This window comes from Cupriavidus sp. SZY C1, from assembly GCF_032190535.1.
Lineage (GTDB): Bacteria > Pseudomonadota > Gammaproteobacteria > Burkholderiales > Burkholderiaceae > Cupriavidus > Cupriavidus pauculus_C.
The window spans coordinates 17,407-36,579 of sequence record NZ_JAUANU010000019.1 but is presented as its reverse complement, the minus strand read 5'-3'; the positions used below and the strand labels follow the sequence as shown (position 1 = coordinate 36,579).

Annotated in this window: 14 protein-coding genes; 13 read left to right on the top strand and 1 reads right to left on the bottom strand. The window is 66.7% G+C overall.

Annotation, left to right across the window (positions count from 1 at the left end; translation table 11 throughout):
* Complete coding sequence (gene glnL, locus QTN24_RS23180) at positions 1-1,155, top strand: nitrogen regulation protein NR(II) (RefSeq protein ID WP_124684018.1); 1,155 nt, start codon at positions 1-3, stop codon at positions 1,153-1,155.
* 88 nt (positions 1,156-1,243) lie between these two features.
* Positions 1,244-2,812 carry a nitrogen regulation protein NR(I) gene (gene ntrC, locus QTN24_RS23175; protein ID WP_313840011.1) on the top strand — a complete coding sequence of 523 codons (1,569 nt, stop codon included), beginning with the start codon at positions 1,244-1,246 and terminating at the stop codon, positions 2,810-2,812.
* Between the two features lie 69 nt (positions 2,813-2,881).
* Here the strand turns inward: ntrC and QTN24_RS23170 are convergent, their stop codons facing one another.
* Complete coding sequence (locus QTN24_RS23170) at positions 2,882-3,706, bottom strand: HAD-IIB family hydrolase (RefSeq protein ID WP_313840010.1); 825 nt, start codon at positions 3,704-3,706, stop codon at positions 2,882-2,884.
* Positions 3,707-3,911: 205 nt separating this feature from the next.
* On the opposite strand from QTN24_RS23170, the gene ugpB reads away from it, so the two are divergent.
* From ugpB to ccoS, 11 genes are all read left to right on the top strand, one after another.
* Entirely contained in the window at positions 3,912-5,222 is a 1,311-nt protein-coding gene (gene ugpB / locus QTN24_RS23165) for a sn-glycerol-3-phosphate ABC transporter substrate-binding protein UgpB (RefSeq protein WP_124684020.1), read from the top strand.
* A gap of 102 nt (positions 5,223-5,324) precedes the next feature.
* Positions 5,325-6,206, top strand: a complete 882-nt coding sequence (gene ugpA / locus QTN24_RS23160; RefSeq protein WP_124684021.1) for a sn-glycerol-3-phosphate ABC transporter permease UgpA — start codon at positions 5,325-5,327, stop codon at positions 6,204-6,206.
* A gap of 14 nt (positions 6,207-6,220) precedes the next feature.
* Complete coding sequence (ugpE, locus tag QTN24_RS23155; RefSeq protein WP_124684022.1) at positions 6,221-7,069, top strand: sn-glycerol-3-phosphate ABC transporter permease UgpE; 849 nt, start codon at positions 6,221-6,223, stop codon at positions 7,067-7,069.
* Between the two features lie 9 nt (positions 7,070-7,078).
* Positions 7,079-8,185 carry a sn-glycerol-3-phosphate import ATP-binding protein UgpC gene (locus QTN24_RS23150; RefSeq protein WP_313840009.1) on the top strand — a complete coding sequence of 369 codons (1,107 nt, stop codon included), beginning with the start codon at positions 7,079-7,081 and terminating at the stop codon, positions 8,183-8,185.
* Positions 8,182-8,931, top strand: a complete 750-nt coding sequence (ugpQ, locus tag QTN24_RS23145) for a glycerophosphodiester phosphodiesterase (protein ID WP_313840008.1) — start codon at positions 8,182-8,184, stop codon at positions 8,929-8,931. The genes QTN24_RS23150 and ugpQ overlap by 4 nt, the downstream gene beginning before the upstream one ends.
* 296 nt (positions 8,932-9,227) lie before the next feature.
* The gene (locus QTN24_RS23140) at positions 9,228-12,080 is read left to right on the top strand and encodes a 2-oxoglutarate dehydrogenase E1 component (RefSeq protein WP_124684025.1); all 2,853 of its coding nucleotides are present in this window, start codon (positions 9,228-9,230) and stop codon (positions 12,078-12,080) included.
* Between the two features lie 96 nt (positions 12,081-12,176).
* Complete coding sequence (odhB, locus tag QTN24_RS23135) at positions 12,177-13,442, top strand: 2-oxoglutarate dehydrogenase complex dihydrolipoyllysine-residue succinyltransferase (RefSeq protein ID WP_313840007.1); 1,266 nt, start codon at positions 12,177-12,179, stop codon at positions 13,440-13,442.
* A 147-nt stretch (positions 13,443-13,589) separates the two neighbouring features.
* Positions 13,590-15,014, top strand: a complete 1,425-nt coding sequence (lpdA, locus tag QTN24_RS23130; RefSeq protein ID WP_124684027.1) for a dihydrolipoyl dehydrogenase — start codon at positions 13,590-13,592, stop codon at positions 15,012-15,014.
* Between the two features lie 96 nt (positions 15,015-15,110).
* Positions 15,111-16,208 carry a cell division protein ZapE gene (gene zapE, locus QTN24_RS23125; protein ID WP_124684028.1) on the top strand — a complete coding sequence of 366 codons (1,098 nt, stop codon included), beginning with the start codon at positions 15,111-15,113 and terminating at the stop codon, positions 16,206-16,208.
* A 150-nt stretch (positions 16,209-16,358) separates the two neighbouring features.
* Entirely contained in the window at positions 16,359-18,917 is a 2,559-nt protein-coding gene (locus tag QTN24_RS23120) for a heavy metal translocating P-type ATPase (protein WP_313840006.1), read from the top strand.
* Positions 18,918-19,085, top strand: a complete 168-nt coding sequence (gene ccoS, locus QTN24_RS23115) for a cbb3-type cytochrome oxidase assembly protein CcoS (RefSeq protein WP_124684030.1) — start codon at positions 18,918-18,920, stop codon at positions 19,083-19,085.
* The last annotated feature ends 88 nt before the right edge of the window (positions 19,086-19,173 follow it).

Genomic DNA, 19,173 nt, shown 5'->3' with positions numbered 1-19,173 from the left:
ATGCGTCGCCTGATTCGCGGAGTCTCCCGCAAGGTCACCGGAGCCGACCGCAAGCCGGAGGCGCCGGACCTGGACGCCGACATCCTGCCGCTGGGCGACGTGGCGTTCCATCCCGGCCTGGACGTGGTGGCCAACCCGGTGCTGCTGGTGCGCCAGCCCGGGCTGCACGTGGTCTATGCCAACCCGGCCGCCGAGGCCAGCTTTGCGATGTCGCGCAAGGCCATGGTCGAGCTGACGCTGCCCGACCTGTTCGGCGCCTCGGAAGAGCTGGACACGATGATCGAGACCGTGATCGCCCGCCAGGTCGACGTGCGCCGGCAGGACCTGGTGCTGCGCCCGCCGCTGCAGGAGCCGATGCACGCGCACGTGGTGGTCGGCGGCATCGAGAGCCATGCCAGCACGGTGCTGGTGGAGATCCTGCTGAACGAGCAGAAGGTGCGCAGCGACCGCGAGGAGCGCATCCTGGACCTGACGTCGGCCAACAAGGAACTGATCCGCAACCTGGCCCACGAGATCAAGAACCCGCTGGGCGGCATCCGCGGCGCGGCGCAGCTGCTGGAGTTCGAACTGCCCGAGCGGGCGCTGCGCGAGTACACGCAGGTCATCATCAAGGAGTCCGACCGGCTGCAGACGCTGGTTGACCGCCTGCTGGAGCCGCACCGGCATCCGCACATCGTGTCCGAGCTGAACATCCACGAGGTGCTGGAACGCGTGCGATCGGTCGTGCTGGCCGAATTCCCGAACGGGCTCGACATCGTGCGCGACTACGACGCCAGCCTGCCCGAACTGCGCGGCGACATGGAGCAACTGATCCAGGCCGTGCTGAACATCGTCCACAACGCGGCCCAGGCGCTGCACGAGCGCATTGCGCAGGGCGATGCCCAGATCGTGCTGCGCACGCGGGTGGCGCGCCAGGTCACGATTGCCAAGCGTTTGTACAAGCTGGCATTGGACTTGCATGTGATAGACAACGGCCCGGGCATCCCCGAGGACATTCGCGAACGCATCTTCTATCCGCTGGTGTCGGGGAGGGATGGCGGTAGCGGTCTCGGTCTCACACTCGCTCAAACCTTCGTGCAGCAGCACGAGGGCTTGATCGAATGCGAGAGCCGGCCGGGCTGTACCGACTTCCGTATCCTGCTGCCGCTGCACTGACCGTCGATCGGCGTATCGACGCTTCGGGCGGGGCGACCCAGTGGGCCACACGGGAGACCACATGACACCGAGCAGACAAGCGACGCACATGAAGCCGATCTGGATAGTCGACGACGATCAATCAATCCGCTGGGTCCTCGAAAAGGCCCTTGCCCGTGAAAGCCTGCTCTCCCGCAGTTTTACCAACGTCCGCGACGTGCTCGCGGCGCTGGAGGAAGACGAGCCGCAGGTCCTGATTTCCGATATCCGCATGCCCGGTGGCTCGGGGCTGGACCTGCTCCAGGCCATCAAGGCCCGCCATCCGGGGCTGCCGGTCATCGTGATGACGGCCTACTCGGACCTGGACAGCGCCGTGGCGGCGTTCCAGGGCGGCGCCTTCGAATACCTGGCCAAGCCGTTCGATGTCGACAAGGCCGTCGAGCTGATCCGCCGCGCGCTGGAAGAAAGCCTGCGCGAGGAGGAAATGGACGACCGGCTCGTCGATGCGCCCGAGATACTGGGCCAGGCGCCGGCCATGCAGGACGTGTTCCGCGCCATCGGCCGGCTGTCGCAGTCGAACGTGACCGTGATGATCACCGGCGAGTCCGGCACCGGCAAGGAACTGGTGGCCCGCGCGCTGCACAAGCACAGCCCGCGCGCCAACGGGCCGTTCATCGCGCTGAACACGGCGGCCATCCCCAAGGACCTGCTGGAATCGGAACTGTTCGGCCATGAGCGCGGCGCGTTCACGGGCGCACAGACCATGCGGCGGGGCCGCTTCGAGCAGGCCGAGGGCGGCACGCTGTTCCTGGACGAAATCGGCGACATGCCATTCGACCTGCAGACGCGGCTGCTGCGCGTGCTGTCGGACGGCAACTTCTATCGCGTGGGCGGCCACAACCCGCTGCGCGCCAACGTGCGCGTCATCGCGGCCACCCACCAGAACCTGGAGACGCGGGTCAAGGAAGGGCTGTTCCGCGAGGACTTGTTCCACCGCCTGAACGTGATCCGGCTGCGCCTGCCGCCGCTGCGCGAGCGGCCCGAGGACATCACGCTGCTGGCGCGTCATTTCCTGCAGAAGAGCGCCAAGGAACTGGGCGTCGAGCCCAAGCGGATGTCCGACGACGCGCTGGCCTACGTCAGTACGCTGCCGTTCCCGGGCAACGTGCGGCAGCTGGAGAACCTGTGCAACTGGCTGACCGTGATGGCGCCCGCGCAGACGATCGAGGTCAAGGACTTGCCGCGCGAGATGATCGACGCCGGCCATGGCGAGCACGACGGCCTGGCCGCATCGCGCCCGCTGGCGGCCGATCCGCGCCCGTCCGGCGACTACGACGCGGTGGAAACGTCGGACTACAGCATGGGCATGCCCGGCGCCGACGGCGACACGATGGTCGCCACCCGGCCGCCGGTGCTGGGCGCCCCGCAGGCGCTGGCCCCGGCCTATGCCGCCGCCGCCGTCACGCAGAGCTGGGAGAGCCTGCTGGCTGGCGAAGCCAAGACAATGCTTGAGGCCGGCCAGCCCGAAGTGATGGACCTGCTGACGCGCCGTTTCGAAAAGGCCGTGCTGGAGGCCGCGCTCGGCGTCACCCGTGGCCGTCGCGTGGAGGCCGCCACGCGGCTGGGCATTGGCCGGAATACGATTACCCGGAAGCTGCAGGAACTGGGATTCGACTGAAGTCCGGCGACGCCGAGCAGAAGGGAGAAAGGGAAGGGAGGCTGCGGCCTCCCTTTTTCCATTGCGGCGTCAGGCGCCCTGGCGCAGTTGCAGCACGCGGTCGGCCATCTCGGTGAACCCCTCGCCGCCGGCCGCTTCGGTGATGAACGCCGGCTTGACTGGCAGTTTGTCCAGGATGTCGCGCACGTTGGCAACGCCGACCGAGAGCGGGAAATGGCCGAACATCGCCACGTCGTTGGCCGAATCGCCAATGAACAGCCATTCGTCGCGCGCGGCGTCCAGGTCGTCGCCTAGCAATTCGGCCACGCAGAGCCGGCTCATCGACAGCTTGTCGTGTCGGCCAAACCAGCCGTTGACGTGGATCGAGCTGACCGTGGCCGTCATGCCGGCGTTGCGCATGATGGCGACGATGCGGTCCACAGCTGGCTGGGGCAGCGGCGCGACGTCCTCGGCATGGTCGATGGCCAGGTCGGCGGCGTGCCATGCCTGGTCCGATGCCAGCGCGCAGCCGGGCACCTCGCGCAGGATCTGCTGGCCCAGCGCGTGGATGCGGAACAGGTTGGACTCGCGCGTGGCGGCATCGTCCAGGAAGCGGGTGACCAGCTTGTTATCGACCAGATGCGAGTAGAACGCGCCGTTTTCGCCGATGATGGCGTCCACCGGCCACAGCCTGGTCAGAATCTCGGCCCAGGCGATGCAACGGCCCGTCACCGGAATCACATGCAGGCCGGCGCGCTTGAGCCGGTCCATCGCCACATAGGTGGACGCGGGCAGCCGGCCGTCGGTGGTCAGCGTGCCGTCGATGTCGGTCAGGATGCCGCGCACGCGGCGCAGCGCGGCGTCGGGCAGTGCGGAGAAGGGCGTCGGGGGCGCCGGGGGAGTCGGTACGGTCATGGCCGGGCATTGTAGCCCCGCGGGCCGGCGCCGGACCGCCGCAAATTGCCGGTCGTCAATATGCTGCAACAACCGCTTGGCAAGGGCGGGTTTGCCCGCTGTTCGATGACAGCGGAGCGGCGTAACATGCCTGTCACAAAAAATGCATACAGTCGGTCGCTTTTTCAAAAAAATTGGTCGACCGATCCAGCCTCAGGAGAAACACATGTCCTTTCCGCGTTTTGCGATGAAGTTCGCCGCCGTGGCCAGCCTGGCCCTGGCCGGCACGGCCCATGCAGCCGTCGAGATCCAGTGGTGGCACGCCATGCAGGGCGCGCTGAACGACAAGGTCAACGAGATCGCCAACAAGTTCAACGCCAGCCAGTCCGAGTACAAGATCGTGCCGGTCAACAAGGGCAACTACGACGAGACGATGGCGGCCGGCATCGCGGCGTTCCGCGCCGGCGGCGCCCCGGCCATCCTGCAGGTGTTCGAGGTCGGCACGGCCACGATGATGAGCGCCAAGGGCGCCATCAAACCCGTGTCCGCGGTCATGAAGGACGCCGGCGAGAAGTTCGACCAGAAGGCGTACATCCCGGCCGTGGCTGGCTACTACACGTCGTCCAAGGGCGAGATGCTGTCGTTCCCGTTCAACAGCTCGACGACGGTGTTCTATTACAACAAGGACGCCTTCAAGAAGGCCGGCCTGAACGACGCCCCGAAGACCTGGCCCGAGGTGATGCAGTACTCGGCCAAGCTCAAGGCGGCCGGCGTGAACTGCGCGTACACCACCGACTGGCAGAGCTGGGTGCACCTGGAAAGCTTCTCGGCCTGGCACAACACGCTGTTCGCGAGCAAGAACAACGGCTTTGGCGGCACCGACGCGCGCCTGGTCTTCAACAGCCCGTTGCACGTGAAGCACGTGACGAACCTGCAGGACATGGTCAAGAAGGGCTACTTCAGCTATGGCGGCCGCAAGGCCGAGTCGCAGGCCAAGTTCTACAACGGCGAGTGCGCGATGTTCACGGGCTCGTCGGCGTCGCTGGCGAATATTCGCAAGAACGCCAAATTCCAGTTCGGCGTGTCGCAGCTTCCGTACTACCCGGACGTGCAGGGCGCCCCGCAGAACACGATCATCGGCGGCGCGTCGCTGTGGGTGATGGGCGGCAAGAAGGCCGAGGAATACAAGGGCGTGGCCAAGTTCTTCACGTTCCTGTCGCAGCCGGAAATCCAGTCTGACTGGCACCAGGCCACCGGCTACCTGCCGGTGACCACCGCCGCCTACGAGCTGACCAAGAAGTCGGGCTACTACGACAAGAACCCCGGCGCTGACGTGTCGGTCCAGCAGATGGTCGTGAAGACCACCGAGAAGTCGCGCGGCGTGCGCCTGGGCAACCTGGTCCAGATCCGTACCATCGTCGACGAGGAACTGGAAGCGGTCTGGGCCGGCAAGAAGGAGCCCAAGGCGGCGCTGGACGCCGCCGTGGCCCGCGGCAACGAACAGCTCGAGCGCTTCCAGAAGACCGCGCGCGAGTAACGCCCCGCGCCGCACCCGGCGGCGCCAGGTCTCCAGCGGGCGGCGGCCACCACCGTCGCCCGTTTGCATTGTGTTTCTCGGTGTCGAATCGGAATCCAAACGATGGAAAAACGCGTCGTCTTCCGGTCGCCGTGGCTGCCGTACCTGCTGGTGTTGCCGCAGATCGTCATCACGCTGATCTTCTTTTTCCTGCCCGCCGGGCAGGCGCTGTGGCAGTCGATGCTGCAGCAGGATGCCTTCGGCATCAACCTTGATTTCGTCGGGCTCGACAACTTCGTCGCGCTCTGGAAGGACCCCCAGTACGTTGAGGCATTCCAGGTAACGGCCGTGTTCGCGATCGGCGTGACCGTGGTGGGCCTGTCGGTGGCGCTGCTGCTGGCCTACTTTGCCGACCGCGTGGTGCGCGCCGCCACGGGCTACAAGACGCTGCTGATCTGGCCGTACGCCGTGGCGCCGGCCGTGGCGGGCGTGCTCTGGATGTTCATGTTCAACCCGACCCTGGGCGTGGTGTCGTACGCGCTGCGCCAGATGGGCGTGGACTGGAACTTCCTGCTCAATGGCAACCAGGCGCTGCTGCTGGTGGTGCTGGCGGCGGCGTGGAAGCAGATCAGCTACAACTTCCTGTTCTTCCTGGCCGGGCTGCAGAGCATTCCGAAATCGCTGATCGAGGCGGCCGCCATCGACGGCGCCGGGCCCTGGAAGCGGTTCTGGTCCATCGTATTTCCTTTACTTTCGCCGACCACGTTCTTCCTGCTCGTGATCAACGTGGTCTATGCGTTCTTCGACACCTTCGCGATCATCGACGCCGTGACGCACGGCGGCCCGTTCAACTCGACCAACACGCTCGTCTACAAGGTGTTCCACGACGGCTTCCGCGGCATGGACATCGGCGGGTCGGCGGCGCAGTCGGTGGTGCTGATGGTGATCGTGATCGCGCTGACCGTGGTGCAGTTCCGCTACGTGGAACGCAAGGTCCAGTACTGACAGGAGAAACGAGAATGGTAGAACGTCGTCCTGTACTGGACTTCATCACCCACGTGGTGCTGATACTGGGCATCATCGTGGTGGCTTTCCCGGTATACCTGACCTTCGTGGCGTCCACGCTGACCGCCGAGCAGGTGCTGGATGCGCCGATGACGCTGCTGCCGGGCAGCCACCTGATCGAGAACTATCGCACCGTGCTGTTCCAGGGCGTGGGCGAGGCCGCGTCGCCGGTGTCGACGATGATGAAGAACAGCCTGATCATGGCGCTGGGCATCGCGCTGGGGAAGATCGCCATTTCGATCATCTCGGCTTTCGCCATCGTCTATTTCCGATTTCCGCTGCGGAAAACGTTCTTCTGGATGATCTTCATCACGCTGATGCTGCCGGTGGAGGTGCGGATCCTGCCGACGTACAAGGTGGTGTCCGACCTGGGCCTGCTGGACAGCTACTTCGGCCTGACGATCCCGATCATCGCATCGGCCACGGCCACGTTCCTGTTCCGGCAGTTCTTCCTGACCATCCCGGACGAACTGGCCGAGGCGGCGCGCATCGACGGCGCCGGCCCGTTGCGCTTTTTCTGGGACGTGGTGCTGCCGCTGTCGCGCACCAGCATCGCGGCGCTGTTCGTGATCCAGTTCATCTATGGCTGGAACCAGTACCTGTGGCCGCTGCTGATCACCACGCAGAAGTCGATGACGCCCGTGGTGGTGGGCGTGACGCAGATGATCTCCCGTTCCGGGGACGCCGCCACCGACTGGAACCTCGTGATGGCCACGGTGATGCTGGCGATGATTCCGCCGGCCGTGGTCGTGGTGCTGATGCAACGCTGGTTCGTCAAGGGCCTCGTGGAAACGGAAAAATAAGGGCAAGGCATGGCTAAGCTGTCTCTACGCAACGTACAGAAAACCTACCCCGGCGGCACGCAGGTCGTCCACGGCATCGACATGGAGATCGCCGACGGCGAGTTCATCGTGATCGTGGGCCCGTCGGGCTGCGGCAAGTCCACGCTGCTGCGCATGGTGGCCGGGCTGGAAACGATCACGGGCGGCGAGGTGTGGATTGGCGACAACGTCGTCAACGACCTGGAGCCGGCCGCGCGCGACATCGCGATGGTGTTCCAGAGCTACGCGCTCTATCCGCACATGAGCGTGTACGACAACATGGCGTACGGGCTCAAGATCCGCGGCATGGCCAAGGCCGAGATCGAGCAGCGCGTGAAGCACGCGGCCGGCATCCTGGAACTGGCCCCGCTGCTGGAGCGCAAGCCGCGCGAGCTGTCCGGCGGCCAGCGCCAGCGCGTGGCCATGGGCAGGGCGATCGTCCGCGAGCCGGCGGTGTTCCTGTTCGACGAGCCGCTGTCGAACCTGGACGCCAAGCTGCGCGTGCAGATGCGGCTGGAGTTGAAGGACCTGCATCGGCGCCTGAAGACGACCAGCCTCTACGTCACGCACGACCAGGTGGAGGCCATGACGCTGGCCGACCGCATGATGGTGCTCAACGGCGGCCGCGTCGAACAGATCGGCACGCCGCTGGAAGTCTATGCGCGCCCGGCCAGCACGTTCGTGGCCAGTTTCATCGGCTCGCCCCCGATGAATCTGGTGCCGGTGGTGCGCAATGGGGCGGGGCAGGGCGGGGCGCAGATGCGCGTGGTGCCCCGGGAAGGCCAGGCCGAGACGGCCACGCTGGGCCACCTGCCGATGGGCCTGCACCTGCCGCAGCAGGCGCTGATGGGCCTGCGGCCCGAACACATCGAGCCGTGCGCCACGCACGAGGCCATCGCCGAAGTGGACGTGCGCGTGGTGGAGGCGCTGGGCGCCGATTCGTTCGCCTATGGCTCGCTGGGCGGCCAGCCCGTGGTCGTCCGGCTGGACAGCCACATGCCGGTGCGCGCCGGCGACCGGCTGCCTATCACGGCGTCGGCCGATCACCTGCATTTCTTCGACATGCAGCACGGCAGGCGGATCGAGGCGCTGGCATGAGCGATATCGGCACGCACTGGCCGTATCCGCGCCACATCGCCCATCGCGGCGCGGGCAAGCTGGCGCCCGAGAACACGCTGGCGGCGTTCCGGCACGGGGCGTCGTTCGGCTACCGGATGTTCGAGTTCGACGTGAAGCTGTCTGGCGACGGCAAGGCGGTGCTGATGCACGACGCGACGCTGGACCGCACCAGTTCTGGCCGCGGGCGGGTCGATGCGCTGACGCTCGGCGAACTGGCGCAGCTCGATGCCGGCAGCTGGCACGGGGCCGCGTTTGCGGGCGAGCCGATCCCGACGCTGGCGGCCGTCGCCCGCTACACGCAGGCCAACGGCTTCCTGGTCAATATCGAGATCAAGCCCGTGCCCGGCGCCGAGACCGGTACCGGTGCGGCCGTGGCGCTGGACGCACTTTCGCTGTGGCAGGGCGCCACGGTGCCGCCGCTGCTGTCGTCGTTTTCCGAAGCTGCATTGGAAGCGGCGCGGCTGGCCGTGCCTGGCCTGCCGCGCGCCTTGCTGCTCGACAAGCTGCCGGCCGACTGGCTGGACCGGCTGCGCCGCCTGGACTGCGTGGCGCTGGACGCCAACCATCGCGAACTCGATGCCCGCGTCATCGCCGACGCCCACGCGGCCGGCTTCAAGGTACTCAGCTACACCGTCAACGACCCGGCCCGCGCGCAGGACCTGCTGGCGTGGGGGCTAGACGGCCTGATTACCGATGCCGTCGACGTGATTGCACCAGACGCGTAACGTTCCTGGACAGTCTGTCCACGGTGTCTCGATTTTGCATCACGAAAAGTCCCCACTGTCCAGTGGATTACGTGCTATGCTCCGCGAGTGAAGACTTAGGTCCTTCCCGCACAACTTGCCCTTTCGGGTCTGGCGGCGAGACCGAAGACAGACGGCACCCCCGGGTGCCGTTCGTTCAAGGTGGTAACCGCAGGACCCCCAAGAGTTGTTTGCAATCCGCTAACCGGTCAGGCCGTGTCGCGGAAGGTTGATGAACCCGCTTAACTCCGGCAGACCCGGAGAATAGTGAGCGCCCCATGATGCAGCAGTACCAAAGCAATTCGTACCTCTTCGGCGGCAACGCCCCCTATGTGGAAGAGCTGTACGAGGCATATCTCCAGAATCCCAGCTCGGTTCCCGACAACTGGCGCGCGTACTTCGACGCGATGCAGAATGTCCCCGCTGTGGATGGTTCCAACGCCCGCGACATCCCCCACGCACCGATCGTTGCCTCGTTCGCCGAGCGCGCCAAGCAGGGCCCCATCAAGACCATTGTTGCCTCGGCCGATTCCGACATGGGCCGCAAGCGCGTCGCTGCCACGCAGCTGATCGCCGCCTACCGCAACATCGGTTCGCACTGGGCCGACCTCGATCCGCTCAAGCGCCAGGAGCGTCCGCCCCTGCCTGACCTGGATCCGGCGTTCTACGGTTTCTCCGAGGCCGACCTCGACATCGTCTTCAATGCCAGCAACACGTACTTCGGCAAGGAGTCGATGAGCCTGCGCGAGCTGCTCAACAACCTCCGCGAGACGTACTGCGGCACCATCGGCGCCGAGTTCATGTACGTGAGCGACCAGGCGCAGAAGCGCTGGTGGCAGGAGCGCCTGGAAACCACGCGCTCCAAGCCCGTGTTTACGCTGGAGAAGAAGAAGCACATCCTGGACCGCCTGACCGCGGCCGAGGGCCTGGAGCGCTTCCTCCACACCAAGTATGTCGGCCAGAAGCGCTTCTCGCTGGAAGGCGGCGAAAGCTTCATCGCCGCCATGGACGAACTGATCCAGCACGCCGGCAGCAAGGGCGTGCAGGAAATCGTGATCGGCATGGCCCACCGCGGCCGCCTGAACGTGCTGGTCAACACGCTGGGCAAGATGCCGGCGGACCTGTTCGCCGAATTCGAAGGCAAGCACGTCGACGACCTGCCGGCCGGTGACGTGAAGTACCACAAGGGCTTCTCGAGCGATGTCTCGACCGAGGGCGGCCCGGTCCACCTGTCGCTCGCGTTCAACCCGTCGCACCTGGAAATCGTCAACCCGGTGGTGGAAGGCTCGTCGAAGGCGCGCCAGGAACGCCGTGGCGACGCCGGCCACAAGGAAGTGCTGCCGGTGCAGGTGCACGGCGACGCCGCCTTTGCCGGCCAGGGCGTGGTGATGGAAACGCTGAACCTCGCGCAGACCCGTGGCTACGGCACGGGCGGCACGATGCACATCGTCATCAACAACCAGATCGGCTTCACCACGTCGGACCCGCGCGACGCCCGCTCGACGCTGTACTGCACGGACGTGGTCAAGATGATCGAGGCCCCGGTGCTGCACGTGAACGGCGACGACCCCGAAGCCGTGGTGTACGCCATGCAGCTGGCCGTTGACTTCCGCATGGAATTCAACAAGGACGTCGTGGTCGACATCATCTGCTTCCGCAAGCTGGGCCACAACGAGCAGGACACGCCTGCCGTGACGCAGCCGCTGATGTACAAGAAGATCGGCCAGCACCCGGGCACCCGCAAGCTGTACGCGGACAAGCTGGTGGCGCAGAGCCTGACCCCTGCCGAGTTCGGCGACGAGCTGGTCAAGGGCTACCGTGCCGCCATGGACGCCGGCAAGCACACGGTGGACCCCGTCCTGTCGAACTTCAAGAACAAGTTCGCGGTGGACTGGATGCCGTTCCTGAACCGCAAGTGGACCGATGCCGCCGACACCGCCGTGCCTGTCACGGAGCTGAAGCGCCTGGCCGAGCGGATCACGACGATCCCGGAACACGTCAAGCTGCACCCGCTGGTCGAGAAGGTCATCAAGGACCGCGCCAACATGGGCCGTGGCGAGCAGATGCTCGACTGGGGCATGGGCGAGCACCTGGCCTTCGCGTCGCTGGTGGCCTCGGGCTACCCGGTGCGCATCACCGGCCAGGACGCCGGCCGCGGCACGTTCACGCACCGCCACGCCGTGCTGCACGACCAGGCCCGCGAGCGCTGGGATGCCGGCTCGTATGTGCCGCTGCAGAACGTGTCGGACAACCAGGCTCCGTTCACGGTGATCGACTCGGTGCTGTCCGAAGAAGCCGTGCTCGGCTTCGAATACGGCTACTCGACCGCCGAACCGAACGCGCTGGTGATCTGGGAAGCCCAGTTCGGCGACTTCGTCAACGGCGCCCAGGTGGTGATCGACCAGTTCATCTCGTCGGGTGAAGTCAAGTGGGGCCGCGCCTCGGGCCTGACGATGATGCTGCCGCACGGCTACGAAGGCCAGGGTCCGGAACACAGCTCGGCCCGTATCGAGCGGTTCCTGCAGCTCTGCGCCGACCACAACATGCAAGTGGTGCAGCCGACCACGCCGGCCCAGATCTTCCACCTGCTGCGCCGCCAGATGATCCGCCTGTTCCGCAAGCCGCTGGTCATCATGACGCCGAAGTCGCTGCTGCGTAACAAGGACGCCGTGTCGCCGCTGTCCGACCTGGCCAAGGGCCATTTCGAGACCGTGATCCCCGACCACGAGGAACTGAACGCCAGCAAGGTCAAGCGCGTGATCATGTGCTCGGGCAAGGTCTACTACGACCTGGTCAACACCCGCAAGGAACGCGAGGCGAACGACACCGCGATCATCCGCCTGGAACAGCTCTACCCGTTCCCGCACAAGGCCGTGGCCGCCGAACTCAAGAAGTACCCGGCCGCGACCGAAATCGTATGGTGCCAGGACGAGCCGCAGAACCAGGGCGCCTGGTTCTTCGTCCAGCACTACATCATGGAAAACATGACGGAAGGCCAGAAGCTCGGTTATGCCGGTCGTCCCGCCTCGGCTTCGCCGGCGGTGGGCTACTACGCAAAGCACAACGAGCAACAGAAGGCGCTGCTGGAAGCCGCGTTCTCCAAGCTCAAGGGCTTTGTTCTGACCAAGTAATTCGTTGGCCCCCCACGGCAGCGCACAGGGATGCGCGCCGTGGGATGGCCTGCCTGCAACGAAACACATACGCATACATCGAGGATCTTACAAACCATGGCTATTGTTGACGTCAAGGTTCCGCAACTGTCTGAGTCGGTCGCCGAAGCGACCATGCTGAACTGGAAGAAGAAGCCGGGCGAAGCCGTCGCTCAGGACGAAATCCTGATCGAGATCGAAACGGACAAGGTTGTGCTGGAAGTGCCGGCTCCGTCGGCTGGCGTGCTGTCGCAAATCATCAAGAACGACGGCGACACCGTCGTGGCCGATGAAGTCATCGCCAAGATCGACACGGAAGCCACCGCTGGCGCCGCCGCCCCGGCTGCTGCCGCCCCGGCACCCGCTGCCGCCGCGCCCGCTCCGGCCGCCGCTGCACCGGCTCCGGCCGCTGCACCCGCTGCTGGCGCTGTTGCCATGCCGTCGGCTGCCAAGCTGATGGCCGAAGGCGGCCTGTCGGCATCGCAAGTGACCGGCACCGGCAAGGACGGCCGCATCACCAAGGGTGACGTGCTGGCAGCCGGTTCGGCGCCGGCCCCGGCTGCCAAGGCTGCCCCGGCTCCGGCCGCCGCCAAGGCCGCGCTGCCGCAGGTGTCGGCCCAGGTGGACTTCGCCGCGCTGGGCGACCGCCCGGAAGAGCGCGTGCCGATGAGCCGCCTGCGCGCCCGTATCGCCGAGCGCCTGGTGCAGTCGCAGTCGACCAACGCCATCCTGACCACGTTCAACGAAGTGAACATGAAGCCGGTGATGGATCTGCGCAACAAGTACAAGGACCGCTTCGAGAAGGAACACGGCGTGAAGCTGGGCTTCATGTCGTTCTTCGTCAAGGCGGCCGTGCACGCGCTGAAGAAGTACCCGATCATCAACGCTTCGGTCGACGGCAACGACATCGTCTACCACGGCTACTTCGACATCGGTATCGCGGTGGGCTCGCCGCGTGGCCTGGTGGTGCCGATCCTGCGCAACGCCGACCAGATGAGCCTGGCCGACATCGAGAAGAAGATTGCCGAGTTCGGCGCCAAGGCCCGTGACGGCAAGCTGTCGCTGGACGACCTGACCGGCGGCACGTTCTCGATCTCGAACGGCGGTACGTTCGGTTCGATGCTGTCGACGCCGATCATCAACCCGCCGCAGTCGGCCATCCTGGGCGTGCACGCCACGAAGGACCGCGCCGTGGTGGAAGACGGCCAGATCGTGATCCGTCCGATGAACTACCTGGCCATGTCCTACGACCACCGGATCATCGATGGCCGCGAAGCCGTGCTGGGCCTGGTGGCGATGAAGGAAGCGCTGGAAGATCCGGCCCGCCTGCTGCTGGACCTGTAATCGGTCCGCGTTCCCAGACAGACACTCCGTCTTCCGTTTGTCGTCGTCCCCGCGCCCCGGCGCGGGGACCCGGCGAGCGCATCGCCTGCCGATGCCGCCGGATGCCCCGCCACGTGGCGGGCATGACGTGCCAAAGAGAAATTTCCCATGAGCAAACAATTCGACGTGCTGGTGATCGGCGCCGGCCCCGGCGGCTACATCGCCGCCATCCGTGCAGCCCAGCTTGGCCTGAACGTGGCCTGCCTGGAAGGCAACGCCTATGACGACCCGAAGGGCGAGGCCCGCCTGGGCGGCACCTGCCTGAACGTGGGCTGCATCCCGTCCAAGGCACTGCTGGCTTCCTCGGAAGAGTTCGAGAACGCCACGCACCACCTGGCCGACCATGGCATCACCGTGGGCGACGTCAAGGTCGACGTGGCCAAGATGCTGAAGCGCAAGGACGACATCGTCGGCAAGATGACCAAGGGCATCGAGTTCCTGTTCCGCAAGAACAAGATCACGCTGTTCAAGGGCTACGGCAAGTTCGCCGGCAAGGCGGCCGAGGGCTTCCAGGTGGAAGTCAACGGCGAGACGCTGACCGCCAAGCAGGTCATCATCGCCACCGGCTCGAAGGCCCGCCACCTGCCGGGCATCCCGGTCGACAACAAGCTGATCAGCGACAACGAAGGCGCGCTGAAGTACGACACCGTGCCCAAGAAGCTGGGCGTGATCGGTGCCGGCGTGATCGGCCTGGAGCTGGGTTCGGTGTGGCGCCGCCTGGGTGCCGACGTGACCGTGCTGGAAGCGCTGCCCGCCTTCCTGGGCGCCGCCGACGAGGGCGTGGCCAAGGAAGCCCAGAAGCTGCTGACCAAGCAGGGCCTGAAGTTCAACCTGGGCGTCAAGGTCAACGAAGTCAAGACCGGCAAGGACAACGTCACCGTGGCCTACACGGACAAGGACGGCAAGGACCAGACGCTGGAAGTCGATCGCCTGATCGTGTCGGTGGGCCGCGTGCCGAACACCGACAACCTGAACCTGGAAGCCGTGGGCCTGGGCGTGGACCAGCGCGGTTTCATCGAGGTGGACGACCACTGCCAGACCAAGGTGCCGGGCATCTGGGCCATCGGCGACGTGGTGCGTGGCCCGATGCTGGCGCACAAGGCCGAGGACGAAGGCGTGGCCGTGGCCGAGCGCATCGTCGGCCAGAAGCCGCACATCGACTTCAACACGGTGCCGTGGGTCATCTACACGTTCCCGGAAATCGCCTGGGTCGGCAAGACCGAGCAGCAACTCAAGGCCGAAGGCCGCGCGTACAAGTCGGGCCAGTTCCCGTTCATGGCCAACGGCCGTGCGCTGGGCATGGGCGCCGCCGACGGCTTCGTGAAGATGCTGGCCGACGCCAAGACCGACGAGATCCTGGGCGTGCACATCGTGGCCGCCAACGCGTCGGACCTGATCGCCGAAGCCGTGGTGGCGATGGAGTTCAAGGCCGCCAGCGAGGATATCGGCCGGGTCTGCCACCCGCACCCGTCGATGTCGGAAGTCATGCGCGAAGCGGCTCTGGCCGTCGACAAGCGCCAGTTGAACATGTAATGCCCCTGTTCACCCTCGGGTGAGCACCGGCGCGCCGCGAATATCCGCGGCGCGCCGTTTTCGCTTGCAGCACCGTATTTCCGCCAGGCCCCCAAGATGAACGTCAACGAGTTTTACGAGCACGAACTCAAGCAGCGCGGCTATCAGTCCGACGAGGCGCAACTGCGCGCCGTGGCGCGGCTGCAGCAATGCTATGACGAGTGGGTGGCGTACAAGAGCCGCCGCAGCAACGCGCTGAAGAAGCTGCTGGTGCACCCCGACGTGCCCAAGGGCGTGTACATGTGGGGCGGGGTAGGGCGCGGCAAGTCGTTCCTGATGGACAGCTTCTACTCGTGCGTGCCCGTGGTGCGCAAGACGCGGCTCCATTTCCACGAATTCATGCGCGAGGTGCACCGCGAGCTCGAAGAGCTGCGCGGCCGTCCCGACCCGCTCGACGAGCTGGCCAGGCGCATCGCGCGGCGGTTCCGGCTGATATGCTTCGACGAGTTCCACGTCAGCGACGTGGCCGACGCGATGATCCTGCACCGCCTGCTGCAGCAGTTGTTCGACAACGGCGTGCAGTTCGTGATGACCTCCAACTATCGTCCCGACCTGCTGTACCCGGACGGCCTGCACCGCGACCGCGTGCTGCCGGCCATCGCGCTGCTGCAGACCAAGCTCGACGTGCTGAACGTGGACGCGGGCATCGACTACCGCAAGCGCGCGCTGGAGCAGGTGCAGGCGTACCACACGCCGCTGGGCCGCGAGGCCAGCGCGGCGCTGCGCGACGCGTTTACGTCGATTGCCGGCACCGCGGACGAATCGCCGATCCTCCATATCGAACACCGCGAGATCAAGGCGCTGCGCAAGGCCAACGGCGTGGTCTGGTTCGACTTCGCCACGCTGTGCGGCGGTCCGCGCTCGCAGAACGACTATCTGGAGATCGCCTCGCAGTTCCACACGGTGATCCTGTCGGACGTGCCCAGGATGACCCCGCGCATGTCGTCGGAAGCGCGGCGCTTCACGTGGCTGATCGACGTGTTCTACGACCACAAGGTCAAGCTGCTGATATCGGCCGAGGTGCCGGCCGACGAGCTGTACACCGAAGGCCAGATGGCCAACGAATTCCACCGGACCGTGTCGCGGATCATCGAGATGCAGTCGCGCGAGTACCTGGAGTCCGAGCGGCGCGTGATGGACACGTCGCTGACCTGAACGGCGGGCGGGCCGGGGGCAGGCCCGGTCGACTGTTGTTTCCGGAAGACCTGCGGGGGACGTATCTGACTTCGTTCCCCGGGGTTTGATTTGCATCAAGGCGGAGGGTGCGCGAGATACCTAGTATCCACTGGGTAATAAAAGCGCGCCATGTCGTCCCTACCTGCCGCCCCCCTCGCGCCACCCCTGGCTTCCGCCGTACCCCCCGCCGCCCGCATCCCTGGGCAGGCATCGTCGTCTCCATCCGAATCCACCTCCGATTGCTTCCATTGCGGCCAGCCGCTGGACCGCGCGCAGCCGCTCGTCGCCGAGATTGACGGCCAGTCGCGCCAGTTCTGCTGCGGTGGCTGCCAGACGCTGGCCCGGACGCTGCACGCGGCCGGCTTTGGCCACCTGTACGGCGATGTCACCCGGTTCGCGCGCCCGATCGACGCCGAGGCGCGGCGCGAAGCCGAGCCGGTCTGGGCCGCCTACGACACCCCCGAGCTGCGCCGCCAGTTCGTGCGCGAGCTGGCCGACGGCCGGGCCGAGGTGACGCTGGCGCCCGAGAACATCCGCTGCGCAGCCTGCGCATGGCTGATCGAGCAGCATCTGGCACAGCTAGACGGCGTGGAATCGGTCGTGGCGAACGTGGCGACGCGGCGGGTGGTGGTGCGCTGGCGCGCCGCCGCGCAGGGCGTGGCGGACCTGCTGGCGAGCCTGGCCGACATCGGCTACGCGGCCTGGCCGTTCGAGGTGTCGCGGACCGACCGGCAGGACCGCCGCGAACGGCGCAGCCTGCTCATGCGCATGGCGGTGGCCATGCTCGGCATGATGCAGGTGATGATGTACGCGTGGCCGCTCTACACGCATGAGGCCACGATCGATCCCGGGCAGCTCCAGCTCATGCGCTGGGCCAGCCTGGCGCTGACCGTCCCCGTGGTGCTCTATTCGGCGTGGCCGATCTTCGCCGGCGCGTGGCGGTCCATCCGCCAGCGCCACATGGGCATGGACGTGCCGGTGGCCATCGGCGTCGCGGCGGGCTTCGTGGCCAGCGCCGTGGCGACGGTGCGCGGCATTGGCGAGGTCTATTTCGATTCGGTGACGATGTTCGTCGCATTCCTGCTGCTGGCGCGCTACCTCGAATTGCGCGTCCGCCAGGCGTCGCGCAGCGGCGCCGAAATGCTGGCGCGGCAGCTGCCGGCCACCTGCGAGCGGCTGGCCGGGGCGGGTGTTGCCGGCGAGCGCATCCCGGTGGCGCGGCTCCAGCCGGGCGACCGCATCCGCGTCAAGGCCGGCGACATCGTACCCGCCGACGGGGTGGTGCTGGCCGGCGCGAGCGAACTCGACGAATCGATGCTGACCGGCGAGGCGCGGCCCGTGAAGCGCGCCATGGGCGACATCGTGCTGGCCGGCTGCTTCAATACGGCCAGCCCGCTGGAGGTACGGGTGGACCGCGTCGGCGCGCAGACGCGGCTAGCGGAAATCGTGACCGTGCTCGACCGCGCGCTGGCCGAGAAGCCCCGGCTGGCCCAACTGGCCGATCGCGTGGCCGGGTGGTTTGTCGGCACGCTGCTCGTGATGGCGGTGGTGACCGGGGTGGTGTGGGCGCTCTGGATCGACCCGTCGCGCGCGCTGCTCGTGACGGTGGCGGTGCTGGTGGTGAGCTGTCCGTGCGCGTTGTCGCTGGCGACGCCGGCGGCGCTGGCTGCGGCCGGCGCCGCGCTGTCGCGCCGGGGCGTGCTGCTGACGCGCGCGCATGCGCTGGAAACGTTGTCGCGCGTCACGGACGTGGTGCTCGACAAGACCGGCACGCTGACGGAGGGGCGCTTTGCGCTGGTCAACACGCAAATTCTGGGTACGGCGGACGCCAATACCTGCCGCCGCGTTGCCGCGGCCATGGAGCGGGGCGGCGAGCATCCCATCGCCAGGGCGTTTGTGGAGGCGGCGGGCGAGACGGAGGTACTACCGCACGTCGCTGACCTCCGCAACGTGCCCGGCCAGGGCCTGGAGGCACGGGTCGACGGGCGCCACGTACGCCTTGGCTGCCGTGAATTCGTCGCGGCGCTGGCAACGCAGCCGCCGCCCGACGCCACCGTTCATGACGGTCATCCCGGCGCCACGGAAGTCTGGCTCGGCGATGCCGACGCCTTCCTCGCGGTCTTCCAGCTGGCCGATGTCGAACGGACACAGACGCGCGCCTTGCTGCAGCGCCTGTCGCATCTTGGCGTGCGTACCCATCTGGTTTCCGGCGACGGCGTTGCGGCCGTGCGCTGGTGGGCCGACCGGCTCGGCATGGCGACCGCGGCGGGCGCGGTGACGCCCGAAGGCAAGCGGGAATACGTGGCTGCGCTGCAGCAGGGCGGGGCGGTCGTGCTGGCCGTCGGCGACGGCATCAATGACGCCCCCGTGCTGGCCCAGGCCCAGGTATCGATTGCCATCGGCAGCGGGGCGCCCCTGGCGCAGGCCGGCGCCGATGCGGTGCTGACCCATGGCGGCGTGGCGGAAGTCGCCACCGCCATCGTCGCGGCACGCCGGACCCGCCGGGTGGTGCGGCAGAACCTGGGCTGGGCGTTCGCCTACAACGTCATCGCCATCCCGCTGGCGGCCACGGGCCACGTCACGGCGTGGATGGCAGGCATCGGCATGTCGGTGTCCTCGCTGCTCGTGGTGGCCAATGCATGGCGGCTGCTGCGCGTCAAGGGCGTGCCGGCCGGGGAGGGGCGCTGAATGGAAACCCTGTATCTGCTGGTGCCGATGAGCCTGATTCTCGTCGTGCTGATCGCCGGGGCGCTCTGGTGGGCGCTGCATGCCGGCCAGTACGACGACCTGGACCGGCCCGGCGAAGCCATTCTGCTCGACAACGACAAGCCGCAGGAGCCGGAGCGCAGGCATTGACGGACGCGGCCCTGTTGCAGTCGTGGCACGACTGACATGACGTCACGCAAACAGTTCGCATCCGGTACAGGTGACTTGATTGAGATCA

Bases quoted from the DNA above. Each gene is read 5' to 3' on its own strand.
- QTN24_RS23140 (WP_124684025.1), top strand. From the start codon at position 9,228: ATGATGCAGCAGTACCAAAGCAATTCGTACCTCTTCGGCGGCAACGCC.
- ugpB (WP_124684020.1), top strand. From the start codon at position 3,912: ATGTCCTTTCCGCGTTTTGCGATGAAGTTCGCCGCCGTGGCCAGCCTG.
- QTN24_RS23170 (WP_313840010.1), bottom strand. From the start codon at position 3,706: ATGACCGTACCGACTCCCCCGGCGCCCCCGACGCCCTTCTCCGCACTG.
- zapE (WP_124684028.1), top strand. From the start codon at position 15,111: ATGAACGTCAACGAGTTTTACGAGCACGAACTCAAGCAGCGCGGCTAT.
- glnL (WP_124684018.1), top strand. From the start codon at position 1: ATGCGTCGCCTGATTCGCGGAGTCTCCCGCAAGGTCACCGGAGCCGAC.
- QTN24_RS23120 (WP_313840006.1), top strand. From the start codon at position 16,359: ATGTCGTCCCTACCTGCCGCCCCCCTCGCGCCACCCCTGGCTTCCGCC.
- lpdA (WP_124684027.1), top strand. From the start codon at position 13,590: ATGAGCAAACAATTCGACGTGCTGGTGATCGGCGCCGGCCCCGGCGGC.
- ntrC (WP_313840011.1), top strand. From the start codon at position 1,244: ATGAAGCCGATCTGGATAGTCGACGACGATCAATCAATCCGCTGGGTC.
- QTN24_RS23150 (WP_313840009.1), top strand. From the start codon at position 7,079: ATGGCTAAGCTGTCTCTACGCAACGTACAGAAAACCTACCCCGGCGGC.
- ugpA (WP_124684021.1), top strand. From the start codon at position 5,325: ATGGAAAAACGCGTCGTCTTCCGGTCGCCGTGGCTGCCGTACCTGCTG.
- ugpE (WP_124684022.1), top strand. From the start codon at position 6,221: ATGGTAGAACGTCGTCCTGTACTGGACTTCATCACCCACGTGGTGCTG.
- odhB (WP_313840007.1), top strand. From the start codon at position 12,177: ATGGCTATTGTTGACGTCAAGGTTCCGCAACTGTCTGAGTCGGTCGCC.
- ccoS (WP_124684030.1), top strand. From the start codon at position 18,918: ATGGAAACCCTGTATCTGCTGGTGCCGATGAGCCTGATTCTCGTCGTG.
- ugpQ (WP_313840008.1), top strand. From the start codon at position 8,182: ATGAGCGATATCGGCACGCACTGGCCGTATCCGCGCCACATCGCCCAT.